The sequence below is a fragment of the Vibrio sp. HI00D65 genome (assembly GCF_001635455.1).
Taxonomy (GTDB): Bacteria; Pseudomonadota; Gammaproteobacteria; order Enterobacterales; family Vibrionaceae; genus Vibrio.
On sequence record NZ_LWEH01000364.1, the window covers coordinates 270,716 to 289,186 of the forward strand.

Below are 18,471 nucleotides of genomic sequence, written 5' to 3' on the forward strand. Positions count from 1 at the left end.
GTCTCCCAACCGATGTGAACATTATTCCAGAGGTGTTTTGTCGTTACTGTATGGCTTTGTCAGCTGCTTCGTTACAGAGTGGGAAAGTGATAGTGAAGACCGCACCTTTCAAACTTGGGCTTTGAGCGATTTGGACGGTTGCACTGTGTTGGGCGCAGATTTTATGGACGATAGATAATCCTAAGCCATGACCACTCTTAGCTTTGTTACGTGCTTTGTCGCCAACATAAAAGGGATCGAACAGGTGTGCTCGGTGTTCTTCTGCAACGCCATCACCATCGTCATGTACCGCAATTTGTAGCTGATCTTGGTGTCTGGTTACTTCAATTGAAATCTGTGTGCGTGCAAATTTCATTGCGTTACGCACGAGGTTATCCAAAGCACGATTGAGCAGGGTTTCGTCAGCCACTATCGATTGCTCGTGTTCTGGTAAGCAAAGCTGAATATTGAGCGCGGTCTCTCTACTCCAGCGCGTCGTCGCGTGCTCGAGAAAGTCTTTTATTTCTAATGGCTGCTGTAGGCTTTCGAGATCAGTGCTATCGAGCTTTGCATAATACAAGAGCTCATCAACCATCTTTTCCATCTCTTCCGTGTCTTCAATAATGCTCTCAATGGTATTCTCTTGTTTTTCGTTTAACGGCGTGTCCTTCAGCATTTCAGCTTGCCACTGAATACGAAATATTGGTGTGCGCAGTTCATGAGCGACCGCATTGGTGAGCGAGCGATTGCTCTCAACTAAACGGTGAATTCGGTCGGCCATGAGGTTGAAGGACTTGTTCAATGATCCAATTGCAATGCCGCTTGAGGTTTCGGCGCGCGAAGAGAGGTCGCCTTCTGCAAAGCTGAGAGTGGCAGATTCAAGCTTCTTAACTCGGCGAAAGATGATCAGTACGTGGCATAAGCCATATAAGATAAAACTTCCTAAAAAGAACAACCAAATGAGATCATCTTCTAACTCTATCTTTTGCCTCACTAATGCTTCACTGTTGGGGAGGTAGTGATAAGTGTTGTTACTGTTTGTTAAGCGAAACCATAGGTCACGTTCGTCATCGTGAAAGATAAAGGTATTCGGGTTGGCGGTGAAGAACTCTGAAACGGGGCCTGGTATTTCATCATCTGGGCTGAAGGTCACCAGCTTGTTTCGTGTGGTTTCGACAAACTGATTTATGGCTTGATGAGCAGCTTCAAGCCCTTGATTCTTAGCGATGTTTTCTATGAGTTGCTGGTGGGCTGCCGCTTCATAATCTTGCAGTATAAATTCGTAGTCAGTATTGAGCTGATAGACACTGATTTCATAGGCGATAATACCTGCCATAAAACAAACTAACAGCCCTGTTAGGGACTCCAAATAGATACGTCGCATAATTGTTCTCTTTCCTTACGCTCGTACTGAGCGAGGTTAATGCCAAGCGGTGGAAACAAATAAGTAACCTTTACCGCGAATGGTCTGAATCTTTTCTGCTGGCGCATGGTCGTCCCCCAGTATTTTTCTCAGGCGTACGATCTTGTTATCAATGGTTCGATCAATGCCGTCATATTCAATACCACGCAAGGTTTGTGTCAAGTAGTCACGTGATAATGGTGTATCAGGGTTACTCGCTAATAGCCAAAGTAGGTCAAATTCACTGTCGGTCAGTGACAAAACCTCACCCGCCAGTTCGCACTTCTTATAGGTGTTTTTCAACAACAGTTGATCGAACTGTAGGCTGTCCGAGTCATCGGCTGAAGCGGTGTTAGTGTCTTGGCGGCGCAATAATGAACGAACTCTTGCAAGCAGAACTCTTGGTTTGATTGGCTTAGTGACATAGTCATCAGCCCCTGTCTCTAATCCTGCGACATGATCAAAGTCGTCGTCGCTAGCAGTGAGCATCAGGATTTTACCTTTGTAATGTGTACGCGTCTGTCGGCAGATTGTAAGTCCGTCGCTTACAGGAAGCATCAGATCCAGTAAGACAATGTCTGGCTGTTCAGCGAGGATAGTCTGTGCAGCGCTGCTGCCATCATCGAGTACCGAGACGTCAAAATCTTGCGCGATAAAGTAGTCTTGCAACATTCTTTGAAGCTTTAAATCGTCTTCCACGATGATCATTCTAGGTTTTGTCATTCCATTATCAGCCTTATCGTGTGTTTAACTTATGAGATTCCGTGAGTGCAATTATCTTATTAGGTAATCATAGTTGCATATTCGATTCGAATGCTTCACGAAAAATACCTGATGCGAATGATTAAACACTTTATAAGTTAGTTCAATGCTGAATTTGCATTTATATCAAAAATAAAAAACATTGTTCAAATATAAGACTGGCCGCCATTGAGCCCAACTTTAGAATGGACTTAATGGCGAGGTTCTATTTCCAGCGGCTAGATGTAAGGCGGTAGGATTGAGGTAGACTAAGCCTACCCAATGGGATATGTGGCACTCTCGGTGACTTTCAATCAGCCTAGAGGCAGCCGCGTTTTTTCGAGTATCAGTCGCTGTACATCCCGTTACATTTTCAAGACAGATAATTCAAGGGGGGAATAATAGAATTTTCCTATCTTACGTTTGGGGAATCATTGCATGAAGTACTATCGAAACGCGTTGTTGGCATTACCATTAATCTTTTTAGCTGGATGCCACTCTGGCTCCAACACCATGAAGAAACAATTACCTCAACCCAAAGCCGATTACGTGTTCTCATTGGCCAAGTTAGGAAAGTTGTATCAAGACCGAGAAGAGATCCAAGAAGCCTTCACACTGAATTACGATGGCGTGCAGTACGAGAAAGTGATGTTTGCCGAGGATATTAGCGGGCAGAAAAAAGTCATCAGGCTTGTCGACCGACTAGGTCAAACCATTGACATTTATTTCCCTGATGCTGGAGTCGATACCTGTGGCATTTACAAGGAAGGGGATTTCTATGATGAGTTTGATTGCAATGCTGCACAGCGCTCAGTGTCGAATGAAACCACGTTAATCCAAACGACAACCATTGATAGAAAACGGCCAATTGAATTTGAGTTCTATACCGAAGCGTTAGAATACGTGACGAGGCTAGGCTCTACGGTTTTAACCCGCTCTCTACAACACAATAAAGTCACTATTACTACCTCGTTCGCTTTTAAAGCCTTTTACCGAGATCGCTTTAATAAGCCAGCTGTGGGTGAGCGCATTGACTCCACGTTAGGCGTATCAACCTATTCTCAGCTTTTTGACATTGTGAAGTTATCTCAAGATCGCGAAATGACATTAAAGTTCGATAATCATATTGGAGGGAGTGCCGATGATGAAATCAACATGTACACCGGACGCATGATCCATAGCAATAAGATGACAACCATCGTGACTCCAAGAGGTTCGGTTTTCTCGGGTGGTACGGACTTATTCGCAGCGGGTTACCCACGTATTTTGCAACGTGCAGACACCAGTAAAGCTATCGAACAGAATAAGCAGATTGGTGTACATAGTTGGGCTGAGGGAGATAAAACCGCGAAAGAATTTCCTTACACTAATGAGAGCCATCGCAGTCAAGCGACTTACTTTAACAAGGTGATGGGAGACAAAGGGATCGCTTTTTATATGTTTACCCTAAATTCAGCCCCAGCGTCTGGTGAGCATTGGATGACGAAAGCGGACTCTGATAAATACAGTTTCATTACCCGTATTGAGTAAGTTTAGGGACGAGAACTGAGCGTTCTTCACCGATTGCCAAAGGTTGATAGTGGCTTTGGCATTATCACCCTTTTTTGTGTTTGCTTTTTTCATTTCAACTTCATTTTCAAATTGAGAAAAGCGACAGGTTGTACTCTAAATCATTGTTAAGTATAGCTTCTATTTATCGGCATTATACTTGCTGCATTTCTCTTTACACGTTTAAGGCTGGTGAGAGAGGGAACAGAATGAGAAATTGGAATTTAGTCATACTGTCGAGTTGCTTGGTGCCATGTGTTGCGATGGCGTTGACAACCGCAGACCTGACTTTTGAATCTGGAGCGGATGCTTCCAACTATTCTGTAAAAGGCAAACCCAATAATACTTACTCGGTTGCAGCGTCACTGCCTCAAGACGTCTTAACCAACGTCTATTCGATGTTGCCTGAAGGTAGTGCGGTCAATAGCGCTTTTATTGCACCTGAGCGCTACTCGAGCATCGACATTGATGATGAGTTGGACGGTGCAGAGTACGCTACTGCCACAATCACTTTCTTAAACGAAGGAGCGGGTTACCGCAACACCCTTGGCTACTTCGTGTTTGATACTGATAACCCCCCCGCAACTAAAGACGATATCAACGCACATATCGTGGTGTTTCCTAATACGTCCGTTGCTGAGGTTGGGGAAATGCAAGAAGGGGACTCTATTGATCTCAGCGTCCAACTTACTGCAGGCCAAACATTGGCCTTTTTCATCATTTCCAATGGTTGGGGGTGGGAAGGATCTTATAACAACATCCCGTGGCTTGGTGGCTGGGGCACGCCTTTCTACAGTTATTCAGCGCTCAACCCTGAGGCGACAGCCGAAAATAGAAGACATAATGTTGCCTTCTTGGATACAGAGAATGAGTTTTTGGTACTTGGTTTTGAGGACATTTACCGTCCAACTGGAGATAACGATTTTAATGATTTGATCTTTACCGTTGAAGTTACGCCATTTATTGCTGTTGATGGGGTTAACGAGGACGGCACAACAGACTCTAAGTATGAGGTACTTGTTCAAGAGAACAATGAAGATGTGACAGTGACAACCGTCTATCCAAGTTCGAACAGCTACGCAACGATCGCCTTTGAGGATAACTGGCCACTAAAAGGTGACTACGACTTCAATGATGTGGTTTGGCGCTACAAAGTGACGGAGCAGCTCAATGGTCAACGAGAACTTACCAACTTGACCGTAGATTACACACTTCAAGCGATGGGGGCAGGCTACTCGAATGGCTATGCAGTGAAACTACCGAATGTTTTACCTGCGAACGTAGCATCTACCACACTCACTCGCAATGGCGTTGCCGTTGGTCACACGATTTTACAAGCGGGAGACAGTGAGACGATATTGATGGTGTCAGAAAATCTAAGAGAGGATCTGGAAAACTTAGGTGAACTAACAGAAAGCTGTGTTTTCTACCGAACCCAAAGTACGTGTTCTGGGGTACAAAACGCTGACGTGCTTAACTACCAACTGTACGTGGAATTTACTACACCAGTATCACGTGATGACATAGGTTACCCACCTTATGACTCGTTTATCTTTGGAGCTGATGGTACTTATCACGGTGACTTCGTTGCGACCCCACCGGGTATGACGTGGCAAACTCACTTAAAAGAGTTTTCAGGTACTAGTGATATGAATGACACCTTGTTCAATAGTCATGATGATAGCTCTTCAGGCTCAGAGTCGTTCAAAACCAGCAATAACATGCCATGGGTTATTAATATTCGAGACGAATGGGATCACCCTGTAGAACTGGTTGATATCAGTGATGCGTATACATCATTCCCTACATGGATAAGCAGCAGCGGTGAGACAGATGGTGAATGGTACAAAGCATCGACCACCAACAAAGTTATATCAGCGACGGATGAGTAGGAGAGCTCCATGAATAAGATAAGTAAATTAATCACCATGACATCCTTCTCACTCATACTTAGTGCTTGCGGCGGTGGAGGAGGTGGTAACACAAGTGCATCACCTGCGCAAACTCCAGCAGCGACACCGTCTCCAACGCCCGCTCAACTGCCTGCATCAACAATCCAGCCTGCTGCGATCAGTACGTCTGATATCGTGGCACCTGTCGGTTTCTCATTTGATATTGGGAAGAAGATCAGCTTGTCGATGGATTACACGAGAACGACGGCAGGGGCTCTTCATTTGTACTCTGAGTCAGCATTTGTCATGAGTAATGGTGATGTTGTTGCGGAGCCTACTTCTAGAATCACAACCGTTTATCCAACACACACCGATGTCGTAGAGTTAGAAGTCAATGGCAACTGGGAGCAGATCTATGCTCGTTGGGTGCCAATGAGCAGTGAGGAGCAAGAACAGAGCTGGGTGGTCACACTCGATCAGTCGAGCAATAGTTACCATTTGGCTTTCTAGTAACGTGTCGCTTCTCGATAAAATATCGAGCGATATTATTGATAGTATTTCAAACTTAAAGTACCTAAATATTTGGGTACTTTTATTTTTTACCTGCATTCCCTTCCTTTATTTCAAAGAAAAATAGCGCTGAAATGAGGGCTCTCTCATTTAGTAAGCTCATCGCCTCTACTGCTTAAAAATTAGGCGTTTAATCAATGTCTGTTGAGCCATAACAATCATAGTTCAAACTTTTGATGAGTTTGGTTAGTACTCTAAATGAATGTTAAGTGGTTGTTTTTATGTTACTTATCACCGAGGTGGTGATGTTTTGTTAATAATTTGTTGTAAATAATAATTTGAACCCTAACTAAATTTCTGTCATTTTATATTTAACTGAACGTTCAATAAAAAATAAAAGGACTGAGAAATGCCGAAGGTTGGGATGCCTGATATACGTAAACCGCAGCTTGTTCAAGCTACAATGGCTGTGATCGATCGAGTGGGTTTACATGCCGCGAGTATTGCGTTGATCAGCAAAGAAGCGGGAGTCTCTACTGGTATTATCAATCACTATTTTGGCGGCAAACATGGCCTGCTTGAAGAAACCATGCGCGAAATTCTTCGCCAACTCTCCAATACCATCACTACCTCATTAAAAGCCCTCCCTGTTGATGCTCACCAACAGAGGATCAATGCGATCATCGATGGCAACTTCGAAGGCTATCAAGCCGAGAATAAGGTCGCGAAGGCGTGGTTGGCTTTCTGGTCATACTCCATGCATGACGAACAGTTAAAACGATTACAGCGCGTGAATGAAAGACGTTTGCTCTCGCATTTACGGCTTGAATTAAAAGGTATTTTGGATCATGAACAAGCGGATCTCGTTGCTCACGGGATCGCTTCTCTGATTGATGGTTTATGGCTGAGAGGAACGTTAACCCCTTATGGTATAGATGCTAAGAAAGCCAAAGCCATCATCAATGATTACCTTGATAAACAACTGACGTTCTACTCGTGTCACATCAAGTAGACCGCAGCTTAGTCATAGAACAGCACAATACTTACAACTAACATTCAAACAAGACCAGCAGAGTCTAATAACAATTAAGTCAGAATCTCAAATGGAAATGAACTCGTTATACATTGACGGCGCAGCAGTGAAAGCTACGTCTGGTGAAACCTTTGATAGCATCAACCCTGCAAATGGCGAACCTATTGCCACGCTAGGCCAAGCCTCCGCGGCCGATGTAGATAGCGCTATCGAATCAGCAAAACGTGGCTTCGCACTGTGGTCAGCAATGACAGCAGTTGAGCGCAGCCGCATTCTTTTGAAGGCGGTAGAAATACTTAGAGCTCGAAATGATGACCTTGCAAAACTTGAGGTTGTTGATACGGGTAAGCCATTACAAGAAGCGATTGAAGTGGACGTAGCCTCTGGCGCTGATGTTATTGAATACTTTGCTGGCCTGGCGCCTACGATGCAGGGCGACCAACAACCGCTTAGCGAATCTCAGTTTTTCTACACGCGTCGTGAACCGTTAGGTATTTGTGCGGGCATTGGCGCGTGGAACTACCCAATCCAAATTGCGATGTGGAAATCAGCTCCGGCGCTTGCTGCGGGCAACGCGATGATTTTTAAACCTTCAGAAGAAACACCGTTAACCGCTCTAAAGCTTGCCGAGATCTTTACTGAAGCAGGTCTTCCAGATGGCGTGTTCAACGTGGTTCAAGGTGATTACCGTGTGGGCCAAATGCTTACGGCTCATCCAGATATCGTGAAAGTCTCATTTACGGGAGAAACCGGTACCGGCAAAGCAGTTATGGCTGACAGCGCTAAAACCCTTAAATCAGTGACGATGGAGCTTGGCGGAAAATCACCAATGATCGTATTTGATGATGCGAAATTGGACGATGCGGTTTCAGCTTCTATGGTCGCTAACTTCTACACACAAGGCGAAGTATGCACCAATGGAACTCGTGTCTATGTACACGAAAATATTTATGACGCATTCATCGAACAACTTAAAACGCGCACAGAGAAATTGATCATTGGTAATCCAATGGAAATGGAAACTCAGATAGGTGCGTTGATTTCTAAAGAGCATCTTTCGAAAGTCCTTGGTGCGATTGAGCTGGCGAAGCAGTCTGGCGCAACTTTGTTGACGGGTGGCTACCAAGTAACGGACAACGGCCTCGAAAACGGCAATTTTGTTATTCCAACGGTGTTTGTCGATTGTGATGACTCTATGCCACACGTCCAGCAAGAAATCTTTGGCCCAGTGATGTCTGTGATGAAGTTTACCGACGAAGACGATGTGATTCGCCGTGCTAACGACACCAAATATGGTCTGGCCGCAGGTGTATTCACACAGAGCCTTTCTCGTGCTCACCGCGTGATCCACCAAATGCAGGCGGGTATTTGTTGGGTAAACACGTGGGGCGACTCACCGGCAGAAATGCCGGTTGGTGGCTACAAACTTTCGGGTATTGGTCGTGAAAACGGACCAGAGACTCTACTTCACTATACGCAGACTAAGAGCATTCTTATCGAACTTGGCGATTACGCCAGCCCTTATGCCTAACGCGTAACACTCGATTTAACGGGCTAGCGTTAGAGTTAGCCAAACAGACTTATCTCAGGGAATAGATAACATGGAACAACGCTACGATTATATTATCGTCGGCGCGGGTTCGGCCGGCTGTGTGTTAGCGGATAGGCTAACGGAAAGCGGTGAACATAGCGTTTTATTACTCGAAGCTGGTGGCACGGATAAGAGCATTTTTATCCAGATGCCAACCGCGCTTTCTTACCCAATGAATACTGAAAAGTACGCTTGGCAATTTGAAACTGAGCAGGAACCGGGCCTTGATGGTCGCGAACTGCACTGCCCACGTGGCAAGGTGTTAGGTGGTAGCTCATCAATCAATGGCATGGTTTACGTGCGTGGCCACGCGTGTGACTTCGATCAGTGGGAAGAAGAGGGCGCTGCCGGTTGGAATTACCAAGCGTGTTTGCCTTATTTCCGCCGTGCTGAATCGTGGAATAAAGGCGGCGACGAATACCGTGGTGACAATGGCCCGGTCGGTACATGTAACGGCAACGATATGGCGCTTAACCCACTTTACCAAGCCTTCATCGACGCAGGAAAAGACGCCGGTTACCCAGAAACTCAAGACTACAATGGCTACCAGCAAGAAGGCTTCGGCACTATGCACATGACGGTAGATAAAGGTGTTAGAGCCTCAACCTCTAATGCTTATCTGCGTCGAGCATTGAAGCGCCCAAACCTTACGTTGAAAAAAGGCATCGTGGCACGCAAGTTTGTGATCGAGGTTCAACCGAACCAGAGCAAGAAAGCAGTCGGTGTGGAATTTGAAAAGTCAGGCAATATCCAAACTGCCATGGCGAACAAAGAAGTGATCTCTTCTGCGGGCTCTATCGGTTCTGTTCAACTACTGCAACTATCAGGTATCGGCCCGAAAGCGGTACTTGAAAAGGCAGGCGTGGAAGTTAAACACGAGTTGAATGGTGTGGGGGAAAACCTTCAAGACCACCTAGAAGTGTACTTTCAATATCACTGTAACGAACCTATCACGCTCAACAGTAAGCTTGGTTTAGTGAGCAAAGGAATGATCGGTGCTGAGTGGATTCTCACTCGCAAAGGCTTAGGTGCGACCAATCACTTTGAATCGTGCGCCTTCATTCGATCTCGCAAAGGATTGAAGTGGCCAAATATCCAATACCACTTCCTACCAGCAGCAATGCGTTATGATGGCCAAGCCGCCTTTGATGGTCATGGCTTCCAAGTACACGTTGGTCCTAATAAACCAGAAAGCCGCGGCACGGTTGCTATCACTTCAGCAGATCCGCATGCCAAACCTCAGATTCAATTCAACTACATTTCGACCGAGCAAGACCGCCAAGATTGGCGTGATTGTATTCGTCTAACGCGCGAAATTTTGTCACAACCAGCAATGGATTTTTACCGTGGCGAAGAGATTCAGCCAGGATCGGATGTGACTTCTGATGAGGCGATTGACGAATGGGTTAAGCAGAATGTTGAAAGTGCTTATCACCCATCTTGTGGCTGCAAAATGGGTGCTGACGATGACCCAATGGCAGTGCTTGATGAAGAGTGTCGTGTTCGTGGCATCGACAGCCTGCGTGTCGTTGACTCGTCTGTTTTCCCAACCATTCCAAACGGAAACTTGAACGCGCCAACCATCATGGTCGCCGAACGCGCATCTGATTTGATTCTGGGGAAACCAATGCTCAACGAACAAAACGTGCCAGTTTGGATTGCACCTGAATGGCAAGAGAAACAAAGAATCAAAAAACCAGTCAGGGAAGCGTAACGCGCAATGACTGGGTGAAAAACCATAAGAAATTAGCAATAAAATAATTAGTTAAAAGTCAGCAAAACTGCCTCTACCGTTTGAGAAGAGGCAGAAAAAAGGAAAGATTAAAAGGAACCATTATGACGACTCTAAATATGCATAACGTGACCACAAAAACGTTAGCCACATTCGCGATTAGCTCATGTGCATTTACAGCTAACGCTTCCGTTGAACCACAACAATGTGAAAACGTACGTTTTGCTGATGTCGGTTGGACTGACATTACTGCTACCACCGCTGTCACCACTGAGCTTTTAAAAGGCTTAGGTTACACCACTAAAACCGACCTGCTTTCAGTACCTGTGACTTATTCTTCAATGGCTAACGGCGACATCGATGTGTTCCTAGGGAACTGGATGCCGACTATGGAAGGCGACATTGCTAAATACCGTGAAGCGGGCACTGTCGAAACGGTTCGTGCCAATCTAGAAGGTGCTAAATACACGTTAGCGGTACCTAAATACGTGTATGACGCGGGGGTTAAAAGCTTCGCAGATTTAGCTAAGCACGCCGATAAATTCAAAGATCGTATCTACGGCATTGAGCCAGGTAACGATGGTAACCGCCTAATCCAATCGATGATCGATTCTGACGCTTTTGGCTTAAAAGATTTCAGCCTAGTTGAATCAAGCGAAGCGGGCATGGTTTCGCAAGTATCACGTTCAGCGCGTCGCAGCCAATGGATCGTTTACCTTGGTTGGGCACCGCACCCGATGAACAGTAACGTTGAGATGGAATACCTTTCTGGCGGTGACGACTTCTTTGGCCCTAATTACGGTGGCGCGAATGTTTACACCAATGTTCGTTCAAACTACCTATCTGAGTGTTCAAACGTCGGTCAGCTTTTGCAAAACCTAGAGTTCACTCTAGAGATGGAAAACCAATTGATGGAAGCGATTTTGAACCAAAACGTGAAACCTGAGAAAGCGGCTCAGCAATGGTTGAACAGCAATCCACAACAAGTGGAAGCTTGGTTAGACAATGTTAAGACACATAAAGGTGAATCAGCAACTCAAGCGGTTATTGAATACCTAAAGCAGGTAAAAGCATAGTTCTACCTATCGACCTATTTACTAAAGCTATATAAAGCATAAAGGTGGGCTTCGGCCCGCCAATAATGAAAGGCAATATTGTGAATTTTATTACGGAAAACAAAATCCCTGTCGGACAGTGGATGGAAGCTGGTGTCGACTGGTTAACTATCAACGCAGCGGGCTTTTTTGATGCTATTTCTATCTTTTTAGAAACCGTTATTCTGTTTTTAGTCGATGTATTTAAATGGATGCCGCCTGCGCTCCCTATCGTGATTACTGCTGCGATCGCTTGGTATTTACACCGTAAATTGTCGTTGGTGATCTTCGTTGTCGCGGCGCTTCTGACCATTCTCAACCTTGGCTATTGGCAAGAAATGCTGGAAACTTTTGTTCTCGTCTTTGCGGCGACAACGATTTCCGTATTAATTGGCGTACCGGTTGGCATCATGGCGGCGCACCGCCCTTGGTTATACACCTTACTGCGCCCCATTCTCGACTTAATGCAGACGGTCCCAACGTTTGTCTACCTTATCCCAACCTTGGTTTTATTCGGCTTAGGTATTGTACCGGGGTTAATCTCAACCATTATTTTTGCTATCGCAGCGCCTATACGTTTGACCTACTTGGGCGTGACTAAGGTGCCAGAAGAGCTGATTGAAGCCGGTAAAGCGTTTGGTGCTAGCCGTATGAAATTGCTCGTGAAAGTGGAATTGCCGGCAGCATTGCCAAGCATTATGGCTGGTATCACTCAGTGCATCATGTTGTCGCTTTCTATGGTCGTGATCGCGGCGCTTGTTGGTGCTGACGGGCTTGGTAAGCCAGTGGTTCGTGCCTTGAATACAGTGAATATCTCACAAGGTTTTGAAGCGGGACTGGCGATTGTACTTGTCGCTATCATTCTTGATCGCTTGTGCAAAACGCCTAATCAGAAGGAGGCTTAATAATGTCTATTCCTCAGCAACAAAAGACAGTGGACGCAATTACGATTAAAAACCTCGATGTCGTTTTTGGTGATAAATCGAAGCAAGCGCTTGAGTTACTCGATCAAGGCAAAACTCGTCAGGAGATCATTGATGAGACAGGCCAAGTCGTCGGCGTAGATAATGTGTCGCTAACGGTTAAAGAAGGTGAAATCTGCGTGCTGATGGGCTTGTCTGGGTCAGGGAAATCTTCATTGCTTCGAGCGGTAAACGGTTTGAATGAGATCAGCCGCGGCTCGTTGGCAATCAAAGATGGCGATAAGCAGGTTGATTTGGGGGAACAGTGCGATGAGGCGACACTGCGCCACCTTCGTACTCACCGTGTTTCTATGGTGTTCCAAAAGTTCGCCTTGATGCCTTGGTTAACCGTGTTAGATAACGTGGCGTTTGGCCTTGAAATGCAAGGCGTTGCTAAGAATGTTCGCCGAGCTAAGGCGCGTGAGCAGCTTGAAATGGTGGGTCTCGCAGAATGGGAAACCAAATTCCCTCATGAGCTTTCTGGCGGTATGCAGCAACGTGTTGGTTTAGCTAGAGCTTTTGCCATGGACACTGACATTCTATTGATGGACGAACCGTTCTCGGCGCTTGACCCACTAATTCGTGCTCAGCTTCAAGATGAGTTGATCACGCTGCAAAACAAGCTCAACAAAACGATTCTGTTCGTAAGCCACGACTTAGACGAAGCGCTGAAGATTGGTAACAACATTGCGATCATGGAGTCCGGCAAGCTGATTCAACATGGTAAACCTGAAGAGATCGTACTCACACCTAAAACGGAATACGTGAAGGACTTCGTTGCTCATACTAACCCATTGAATGTACTAAAAGGTCGCTCATTGATGCAGCCTCTGGATTCTTTGAAACAAGAAGATGAAAGCTGGCAGATCTGTGATTCAAAAGACCTATGGGTTGAGCAGAGCGAAGGAGAGCTATCTGTAAAAGGTGAATCGGATGTGGCACTTGTCGAGTGGAATGAGTCTGATGATTTAGCCGAGATAAGCAGTACGAGTGTTGTTGTGGTAAGCCCAGAGATTGGCATGCGTGATGCAATTCAGCTCAAGCAGATCAGTAATCATCCGATCTTGCTGGTTGAAGATAATCAATTGGTCGGAATCTTGGATAACAGTGAGTTCTACAACGCATTGACGGGGAATTTCCAACTCAATAATGCTGCTTAGTCGCTGGAGTTGGGAACACTCGCTTTTTAACGATAAATAGGTAGTGAAACCTCGCTACCTATCTGACTCTACTCTCTTTTTATTTTTTTCTCTTGTTCGCGACTTTTCTTTGATGGTTCGCCGCCAAAAACCTGAATATCCGTACTCAAAGTACAAAAGTGTTGTCACGCTCAAACTCAGAGGCATAGAAAAGATTGAGAATAGTATGAACATCAGTACAATGCGGAAAAATTAATGAAGTAATTTATCAATTTACAGTGTAATTCCTGAGCAACTTTAGCTCTATTAGTTGGAGCTTCTAATCGCTTGAGCACTGTGAAAACATTCACCGTATATTAGTACAAAGGTCTGCATCTTGGACAAACATGACGAAATCCTGGTCGCTATTCGCCAAATTATTCGCGCTATCGATTTACATTCGAAGAAGCTGAGTAAAGAGTATGGTTTGACTGGCCCTCAATTAATCTTAATGAGAGCAATCCAAGAAATGGGCAACGTGACGATCAAAGAATTGTCTAACCACACTAATGTGAGCCAAGCGACCACCACCACGATCATTGATCGTCTAGAGGTGAATGGCTATGTACAGCGTATCCGTAGTGTTGCTGACCGTCGTAAAGTGCATGCAAACTTGACCGAAAAAGGTCAAGAGCTGCTAAATAATGCGCCACCACCACTACAAGATAGCTTCGTTAACAAATTTCAAAATCTGGAACCGTGGGAACAAAGTTTGCTGCTTTCTTCGATGCAACGTGTGTCATCTATGATGAACGCGGAAGACATTGATGCCGCTCCAGTTCTTCAACTTGAAGGTATTGCTAATATCGCGAAAAGCTAGATAACACAACCTGAGAGCACGAGTTAAATTCAACCCTCGGTACTTCTGAATCGGTTGGCCTTCACGGTAGTGAGCTTGACCTATTTTGTTTTTAACTTCTCAGAAACATTGAGTCTTGTACTTCCCTCCTCGTTAGCCAGGTTTCCTGGCTATTTAAAGCTTACTGATTTTTCGACACGTATCTTTATTTGATGATCAGCTACGTTATAAAATTTTCTGTAAGCCTCAAAACTTTTTTCAAAATAAGCGCGTTCTATTAACTGGAAAAAGCCCTCTTAAATCGCTTATTTGGTGCCTTAAATTAGCTAAAAACGGGTGCTTTAAGTTGCTGTTTTTGTTGGTTTTTAATTTGGTGTTTTCTGAAGATCTCAGTGGTAGTCTTAGCTTACTTTCTTTAGGGGGCTAAATGGACACTAATAACAGTACTTATCATCACCACAATTTCGCTCAACAAGATTTGTCCGATATGACTTTCACAGCATGTACCTTCATTCGCTGTGACTTTAGGCGTTGTAACCTACGTGACACGACCTTTATCAATTGTAAGTTCATTGAACAAGGTGGTATCGAAGGGTGTCACTTTGGTATCGCAGACCTGCGTGATGCAAGTTTTCAGAACTGCCAACTCGCCATGGCGAATTTTAGTAACGCTAATTGTTATGGGATTGAGTTACGTGAATGTGACTTGAAAGGGGCTAATTTTACGAGAACAAACTTTGCCAACCAGGTGAGTAATCGTATGTACTTTTGCTCAGCGTATATCACAGGCTGTAACTTGTCTTATGCTAACTTTGAACAGGCTTGTTTAGAAAAATGTGAGCTGTTTGAGAACCGTTGGATAGGGACTTACCTTGCAGGAGCGTCATTAAAGGAGTCGGATCTGAGCCGAGGTGTATTCTCTGAAGATGTATGGGGACAGTTCAGTATGAAGGGAGCAAACTTGTGCCACGCTGAATTGGAGGGGTTAGATCCTCGAAAGGTTGACACATCGGGTATTAAAATTGTCGCTTGGCAACAAGAGCAACTGCTTGAAACTATGGGTATTGTGGTAATGCCTGATTAATAGGGCGAGAGAAATCAGTAAATCTGACAGGGAAGGTGGTTATCTCACTTTTAACCATCGCGGCTGCACATGTTTATACCTGCTTTATCTATGGGCTTATCTTGTGAGAATTTCAGGTAAGGTGTTAATTTAAATTGGGAAAGTCTTTATACGGTATGGGCGGAAGATTAGTGTTTGTCGAGGGTGGACTTTCGAGGTTGATTTGAATAGTCCACGTAATATTGACCCAAGGCACTTTCTAAGAGGAAAGTGCCTTGCTCTTATTCTATTGAGTACTTTTATGTAATCATAGCCCTTTGCGCGGACTTTGGCTCAGTTTGAACCAACATCAAAGCTAAATCACGTTCTTCTGCAGATTGAAGCCTTACTAAGTGTGGCGTAGTCAAAGTTATATGGCACAGAATGGTTGGTTTCTATTAATGTTTGTACAAGGCTGAGTTTCTCGTTTGTTCGTGTTACGCCCCAATTCAACCACTTGTTTACCATTGACATCAAACATCGAGAAATCGTATGTCTCAACTTGATCTGTGTCCCACCGGTCTAGCTTGAGTGTTTTATTCTTTAAGTCTACTTGCGAAACCCATAAAGTTGGAAAGTTCGCGTCATAGGCGACGTCCCATTTTGTGTATCCGCTACGCATCTCATGAGCAACACCTTCAATAATATTACTTAATTGTTTGTTGTCGCGGATACCAAAACGCTCTTCATACGTTTTTACTTCCTTAAGAGCGTATTGAGCACGATAACGACGATCTATAGAGTTGATTGAGGCCGTTGGGAAGCGCTTTTCACTTAATAATTCTCTGTCCATTTCTGTCATAGTATCAAACGTTGGGTTGTTTGAAATGACATCTAAAGAACCTGTTCCTCGGTAGAGTTTCTTTTCACCATTTACCATTTCAACAAGGATAGTCTCACCAGAGTTATCAGCAAAAATGAAGTGAGCCAAGAAGTGGTTTACAGTTGTATTCGCATCATACAGACCAGGTACGCCACCAAGCTTCTGGTCACGGATGTTGGTGTTATTGATAATAGATTCTACTTCATCAAGGCTTTTTGCATTCGCAATAACGTATTGCACGAATCGCTGACCATCGATGTCTTGATTACCTTTTACTCGCGCTTTTTCATCTTGCCAGTCTGTATTGAGATAATGAATTTGACCAAGAACACCATGTTCGTTGATTGCTTCTGTGACAAACTCTGCGTCGAAGCTTGCAATCTCAATCATGGCATGTTTTGACTTGTAAATTTGATGGGCTCCCCCTGATTTGTTTAGGTCGACACCGTATACCGTGGGTGCACGTGTATCAAGGACAGTTCCTCTCGGTACACCGCGCACAACACCTTGATCGTAACCTTCCCAGTCCATTGAACGTGTGACCATCGTCGTATCTAAAGTATCCGAGTGATATAAAGCTCGTGTACAAGCTTGTGCTGTACCAGAAATGGCTCCAACCGTTGTGGCAACGAGGGTGAGTGTTAATAATTGTTTTTTCATGACTTAAGTAACCTAAAAGATAAGTTCGTATGTGTTGAATACTAGGTGTTATGCGCTATGTACGTCATTGGCCGATAGAATTTTGCATTCTTCAGATTTGTGGCTAATTCAACTTTTATTTCTCAGAACACATATAGCGATGAGCAATTAAAGCATTCCTTTTGCTTGGTTGTTATTATGCAACTTTGCTTATACTTATTCAATTGGCCATCAACAAGTTAAAGCTCTTCATGAGCAGCGTTGAATCACTTAATAGTTTAGGTTTAATGTACGGTTTCGCGACTGTACATGTTTATATTCAGTTCAATCTAGAGAAAATTATGACTATAGAAAATGTGTTTCCTGAAGATTATGCAGAAATGCTTAAGGTTTGGGAGAATTCAGTCCGAGCAACTCATGACTTTATTACAGAAGAAGATATTGAGTTTTTTAAACCTATCATCATGGAACATGCGTTCCCTGCGGTATCTTTGAAATGCGTTAAAAATGAAAGTGGTTCGATTGTTGGCTTCGTGGGCGTCCGTGAAGCAAAGATTGAAATGCTTTTTGTTTTGAATGAAGTTCGAGGACTGGGAGTAGGAACGGTGTTGTTGCTACATGCGATTGAGCAGTTGGCAGCTACCAAAGTTGACGTGAATGAGCAAAACCTACAAGCGGTAGGATTCTATCAGCACATGGGGTTCAAAATTGAATCGCGCTCACCACTTGATGACATGGGAAAACCATTTCCAATTCTGCATATGGTGCTGTAAGACCCGGTTGTCGTATTTCTCGGTTGTAATCAACCACAGTCGCTATAAGAAAAAGTCCAAAGCTAATAACTTTGGGCTTTCCCGTATCTAGTAGCCATCATTTAATAATGGCATGAAAAAGATAAATGCTTTGCGATATCGAATTAGATTAGTGCATACCCGAACGCATTTTGTCGGCGAGGGCAAAGAACACAAACAGCACAAAACACACCAAAGCAACACAAAGTGAAATTAGTATCGTTATGGCATCTTTTGTCATTAATGGAACCACGATAGAAGCTAATGCTATCAAGATAACGAGGATATGAACGATTCGTCCGGGGATAGGATTTTTATGGCAGAATGAAGCCCATTGATAACGCATTATTAACACCAGTACAAGATTAGTGGGTCTATTCTATTTTCTTAATGAGTGTTTTGTAAATAACTTTTCATTACGGGTGACCGTAAATATGATCTAAGTCTGCGTGGTATAAAACTATTTAAATCACTGTAATTTATTGTTTTTTATAAGGTTAAAAGTATAAAAGTAAAAATAATAGTATTCTGTATCCTTTAGCTTGGTAAGTTAAAATTCGGCAAAATTTTGGTTTCTTGACTGAAGATCTCACTTATTGAGTTTTTTGTTAAAATATCGTTCGCGCATTTGCATTTATCTTGTGAATGTAAATTG

General features: G+C 44.1%; 16 protein-coding genes. 12 read left to right on the top strand and 4 right to left on the bottom strand.

What is annotated here, in order from left to right; translation table 11 throughout:
• Window positions 1–43: 43 nt before the first annotated feature.
• Together A3712_RS21110 and A3712_RS21115 are read right to left on the bottom strand one after the other, a co-directional pair.
• On the bottom strand, window positions 44–1,363 hold the full coding sequence (locus A3712_RS21110; RefSeq protein ID WP_063524941.1) for an ATP-binding protein: 1,320 nt from the start codon (window positions 1,361–1,363) through the stop codon (window positions 44–46).
• A 36-nt stretch (window positions 1,364–1,399) separates the two neighbouring features.
• Window positions 1,400–2,104: a response regulator gene (locus A3712_RS21115; RefSeq protein ID WP_063524942.1), complete on the bottom strand. Its 705-nt coding sequence runs from the start codon at window positions 2,102–2,104 to the stop codon at window positions 1,400–1,402.
• 456 nt (window positions 2,105–2,560) lie between these two features.
• Here A3712_RS21115 and A3712_RS21120 point away from each other — a divergent pair, with 456 nt between their 5' ends.
• The 11 genes from A3712_RS21120 to A3712_RS21170 all read left to right on the top strand — a co-directional run bounded on the left by A3712_RS21120 (window position 2,561) and on the right by A3712_RS21170 (window position 15,545).
• Window positions 2,561–3,652, top strand: a complete 1,092-nt coding sequence (locus tag A3712_RS21120; RefSeq protein ID WP_063524943.1) for a hypothetical protein — start codon at window positions 2,561–2,563, stop codon at window positions 3,650–3,652.
• Window positions 3,653–3,879: 227 nt separating this feature from the next.
• On the top strand, window positions 3,880–5,562 hold the full coding sequence (locus A3712_RS21125) for an LruC domain-containing protein (protein ID WP_063524944.1): 1,683 nt from the start codon (window positions 3,880–3,882) through the stop codon (window positions 5,560–5,562).
• Window positions 5,563–5,571: 9 nt separating this feature from the next.
• Window positions 5,572–6,072, top strand: a complete 501-nt coding sequence (locus tag A3712_RS21130; RefSeq protein ID WP_063524945.1) for a hypothetical protein — start codon at window positions 5,572–5,574, stop codon at window positions 6,070–6,072.
• Between the two features lie 409 nt (window positions 6,073–6,481).
• Window positions 6,482–7,084: a transcriptional regulator BetI gene (gene betI, locus A3712_RS21135; protein WP_063524946.1), complete on the top strand. Its 603-nt coding sequence runs from the start codon at window positions 6,482–6,484 to the stop codon at window positions 7,082–7,084.
• A gap of 91 nt (window positions 7,085–7,175) precedes the next feature.
• On the top strand, window positions 7,176–8,636 hold the full coding sequence (gene betB, locus A3712_RS21140; protein WP_063524947.1) for a betaine-aldehyde dehydrogenase: 1,461 nt from the start codon (window positions 7,176–7,178) through the stop codon (window positions 8,634–8,636).
• A gap of 70 nt (window positions 8,637–8,706) precedes the next feature.
• Window positions 8,707–10,410, top strand: a complete 1,704-nt coding sequence (gene betA, locus A3712_RS21145) for a choline dehydrogenase (RefSeq protein WP_063524948.1) — start codon at window positions 8,707–8,709, stop codon at window positions 10,408–10,410.
• A gap of 122 nt (window positions 10,411–10,532) precedes the next feature.
• Window positions 10,533–11,504 carry a choline ABC transporter substrate-binding protein gene (locus A3712_RS21150; protein ID WP_063524949.1) on the top strand — a complete coding sequence of 324 codons (972 nt, stop codon included), beginning with the start codon at window positions 10,533–10,535 and terminating at the stop codon, window positions 11,502–11,504.
• A gap of 80 nt (window positions 11,505–11,584) precedes the next feature.
• Window positions 11,585–12,427: a choline ABC transporter permease subunit gene (gene choW, locus A3712_RS21155; protein ID WP_063524984.1), complete on the top strand. Its 843-nt coding sequence runs from the start codon at window positions 11,585–11,587 to the stop codon at window positions 12,425–12,427.
• A gap of 2 nt (window positions 12,428–12,429) precedes the next feature.
• Window positions 12,430–13,644: a choline ABC transporter ATP-binding protein gene (gene choV / locus A3712_RS21160; RefSeq protein WP_063524950.1), complete on the top strand. Its 1,215-nt coding sequence runs from the start codon at window positions 12,430–12,432 to the stop codon at window positions 13,642–13,644.
• 355 nt (window positions 13,645–13,999) lie between these two features.
• A complete protein-coding gene (locus A3712_RS21165) occupies window positions 14,000–14,482 on the top strand; it encodes a MarR family winged helix-turn-helix transcriptional regulator (RefSeq protein ID WP_004736861.1) in 483 nt (160 codons plus the stop codon).
• A 406-nt stretch (window positions 14,483–14,888) separates the two neighbouring features.
• Entirely contained in the window at window positions 14,889–15,545 is a 657-nt protein-coding gene (locus A3712_RS21170; protein ID WP_063524951.1) for a Qnr family pentapeptide repeat protein, read from the top strand.
• A gap of 388 nt (window positions 15,546–15,933) precedes the next feature.
• Here A3712_RS21170 and A3712_RS21175 read toward each other — a convergent pair whose 3' ends face one another.
• A complete protein-coding gene (locus tag A3712_RS21175) occupies window positions 15,934–17,046 on the bottom strand; it encodes a linear amide C-N hydrolase (protein WP_063524952.1) in 1,113 nt (370 codons plus the stop codon).
• Window positions 17,047–17,366: 320 nt separating this feature from the next.
• On the opposite strand from A3712_RS21175, the gene A3712_RS21180 reads away from it, so the two are divergent.
• Window positions 17,367–17,798: a GNAT family N-acetyltransferase gene (locus tag A3712_RS21180; protein WP_063524985.1), complete on the top strand. Its 432-nt coding sequence runs from the start codon at window positions 17,367–17,369 to the stop codon at window positions 17,796–17,798.
• Between the two features lie 148 nt (window positions 17,799–17,946).
• On the opposite strand, the gene A3712_RS27040 is transcribed toward A3712_RS21180, so the two are convergent.
• Window positions 17,947–18,162 carry a hypothetical protein gene (locus A3712_RS27040; protein ID WP_082856289.1) on the bottom strand — a complete coding sequence of 72 codons (216 nt, stop codon included), beginning with the start codon at window positions 18,160–18,162 and terminating at the stop codon, window positions 17,947–17,949.
• Window positions 18,163–18,471: the final 309 nt, after the last annotated feature.

What these genes read in the sequence shown, in the direction of transcription:
- A3712_RS21110 (WP_063524941.1), bottom strand. Translation starts at nt 1,363, where the DNA reads ATGCGACGTATCTATTTGGAGTCCCTAACAGGGCTGTTAGTTTGTTTT.
- A3712_RS21115 (WP_063524942.1), bottom strand. Translation starts at nt 2,104, where the DNA reads ATGACAAAACCTAGAATGATCATCGTGGAAGACGATTTAAAGCTTCAA.
- A3712_RS21120 (WP_063524943.1), top strand. Translation starts at nt 2,561, where the DNA reads ATGAAGTACTATCGAAACGCGTTGTTGGCATTACCATTAATCTTTTTA.
- A3712_RS21125 (WP_063524944.1), top strand. Translation starts at nt 3,880, where the DNA reads ATGAGAAATTGGAATTTAGTCATACTGTCGAGTTGCTTGGTGCCATGT.
- A3712_RS21130 (WP_063524945.1), top strand. Translation starts at nt 5,572, where the DNA reads ATGAATAAGATAAGTAAATTAATCACCATGACATCCTTCTCACTCATA.
- betI (WP_063524946.1), top strand. Translation starts at nt 6,482, where the DNA reads ATGCCGAAGGTTGGGATGCCTGATATACGTAAACCGCAGCTTGTTCAA.
- betB (WP_063524947.1), top strand. Translation starts at nt 7,176, where the DNA reads ATGGAAATGAACTCGTTATACATTGACGGCGCAGCAGTGAAAGCTACG.
- betA (WP_063524948.1), top strand. Translation starts at nt 8,707, where the DNA reads ATGGAACAACGCTACGATTATATTATCGTCGGCGCGGGTTCGGCCGGC.
- A3712_RS21150 (WP_063524949.1), top strand. Translation starts at nt 10,533, where the DNA reads ATGACGACTCTAAATATGCATAACGTGACCACAAAAACGTTAGCCACA.
- choV (WP_063524950.1), top strand. Translation starts at nt 12,430, where the DNA reads ATGTCTATTCCTCAGCAACAAAAGACAGTGGACGCAATTACGATTAAA.
- A3712_RS21170 (WP_063524951.1), top strand. Translation starts at nt 14,889, where the DNA reads ATGGACACTAATAACAGTACTTATCATCACCACAATTTCGCTCAACAA.
- A3712_RS21175 (WP_063524952.1), bottom strand. Translation starts at nt 17,046, where the DNA reads ATGAAAAAACAATTATTAACACTCACCCTCGTTGCCACAACGGTTGGA.
- A3712_RS21180 (WP_063524985.1), top strand. Translation starts at nt 17,367, where the DNA reads ATGACTATAGAAAATGTGTTTCCTGAAGATTATGCAGAAATGCTTAAG.
- A3712_RS27040 (WP_082856289.1), bottom strand. Translation starts at nt 18,162, where the DNA reads ATGCGTTATCAATGGGCTTCATTCTGCCATAAAAATCCTATCCCCGGA.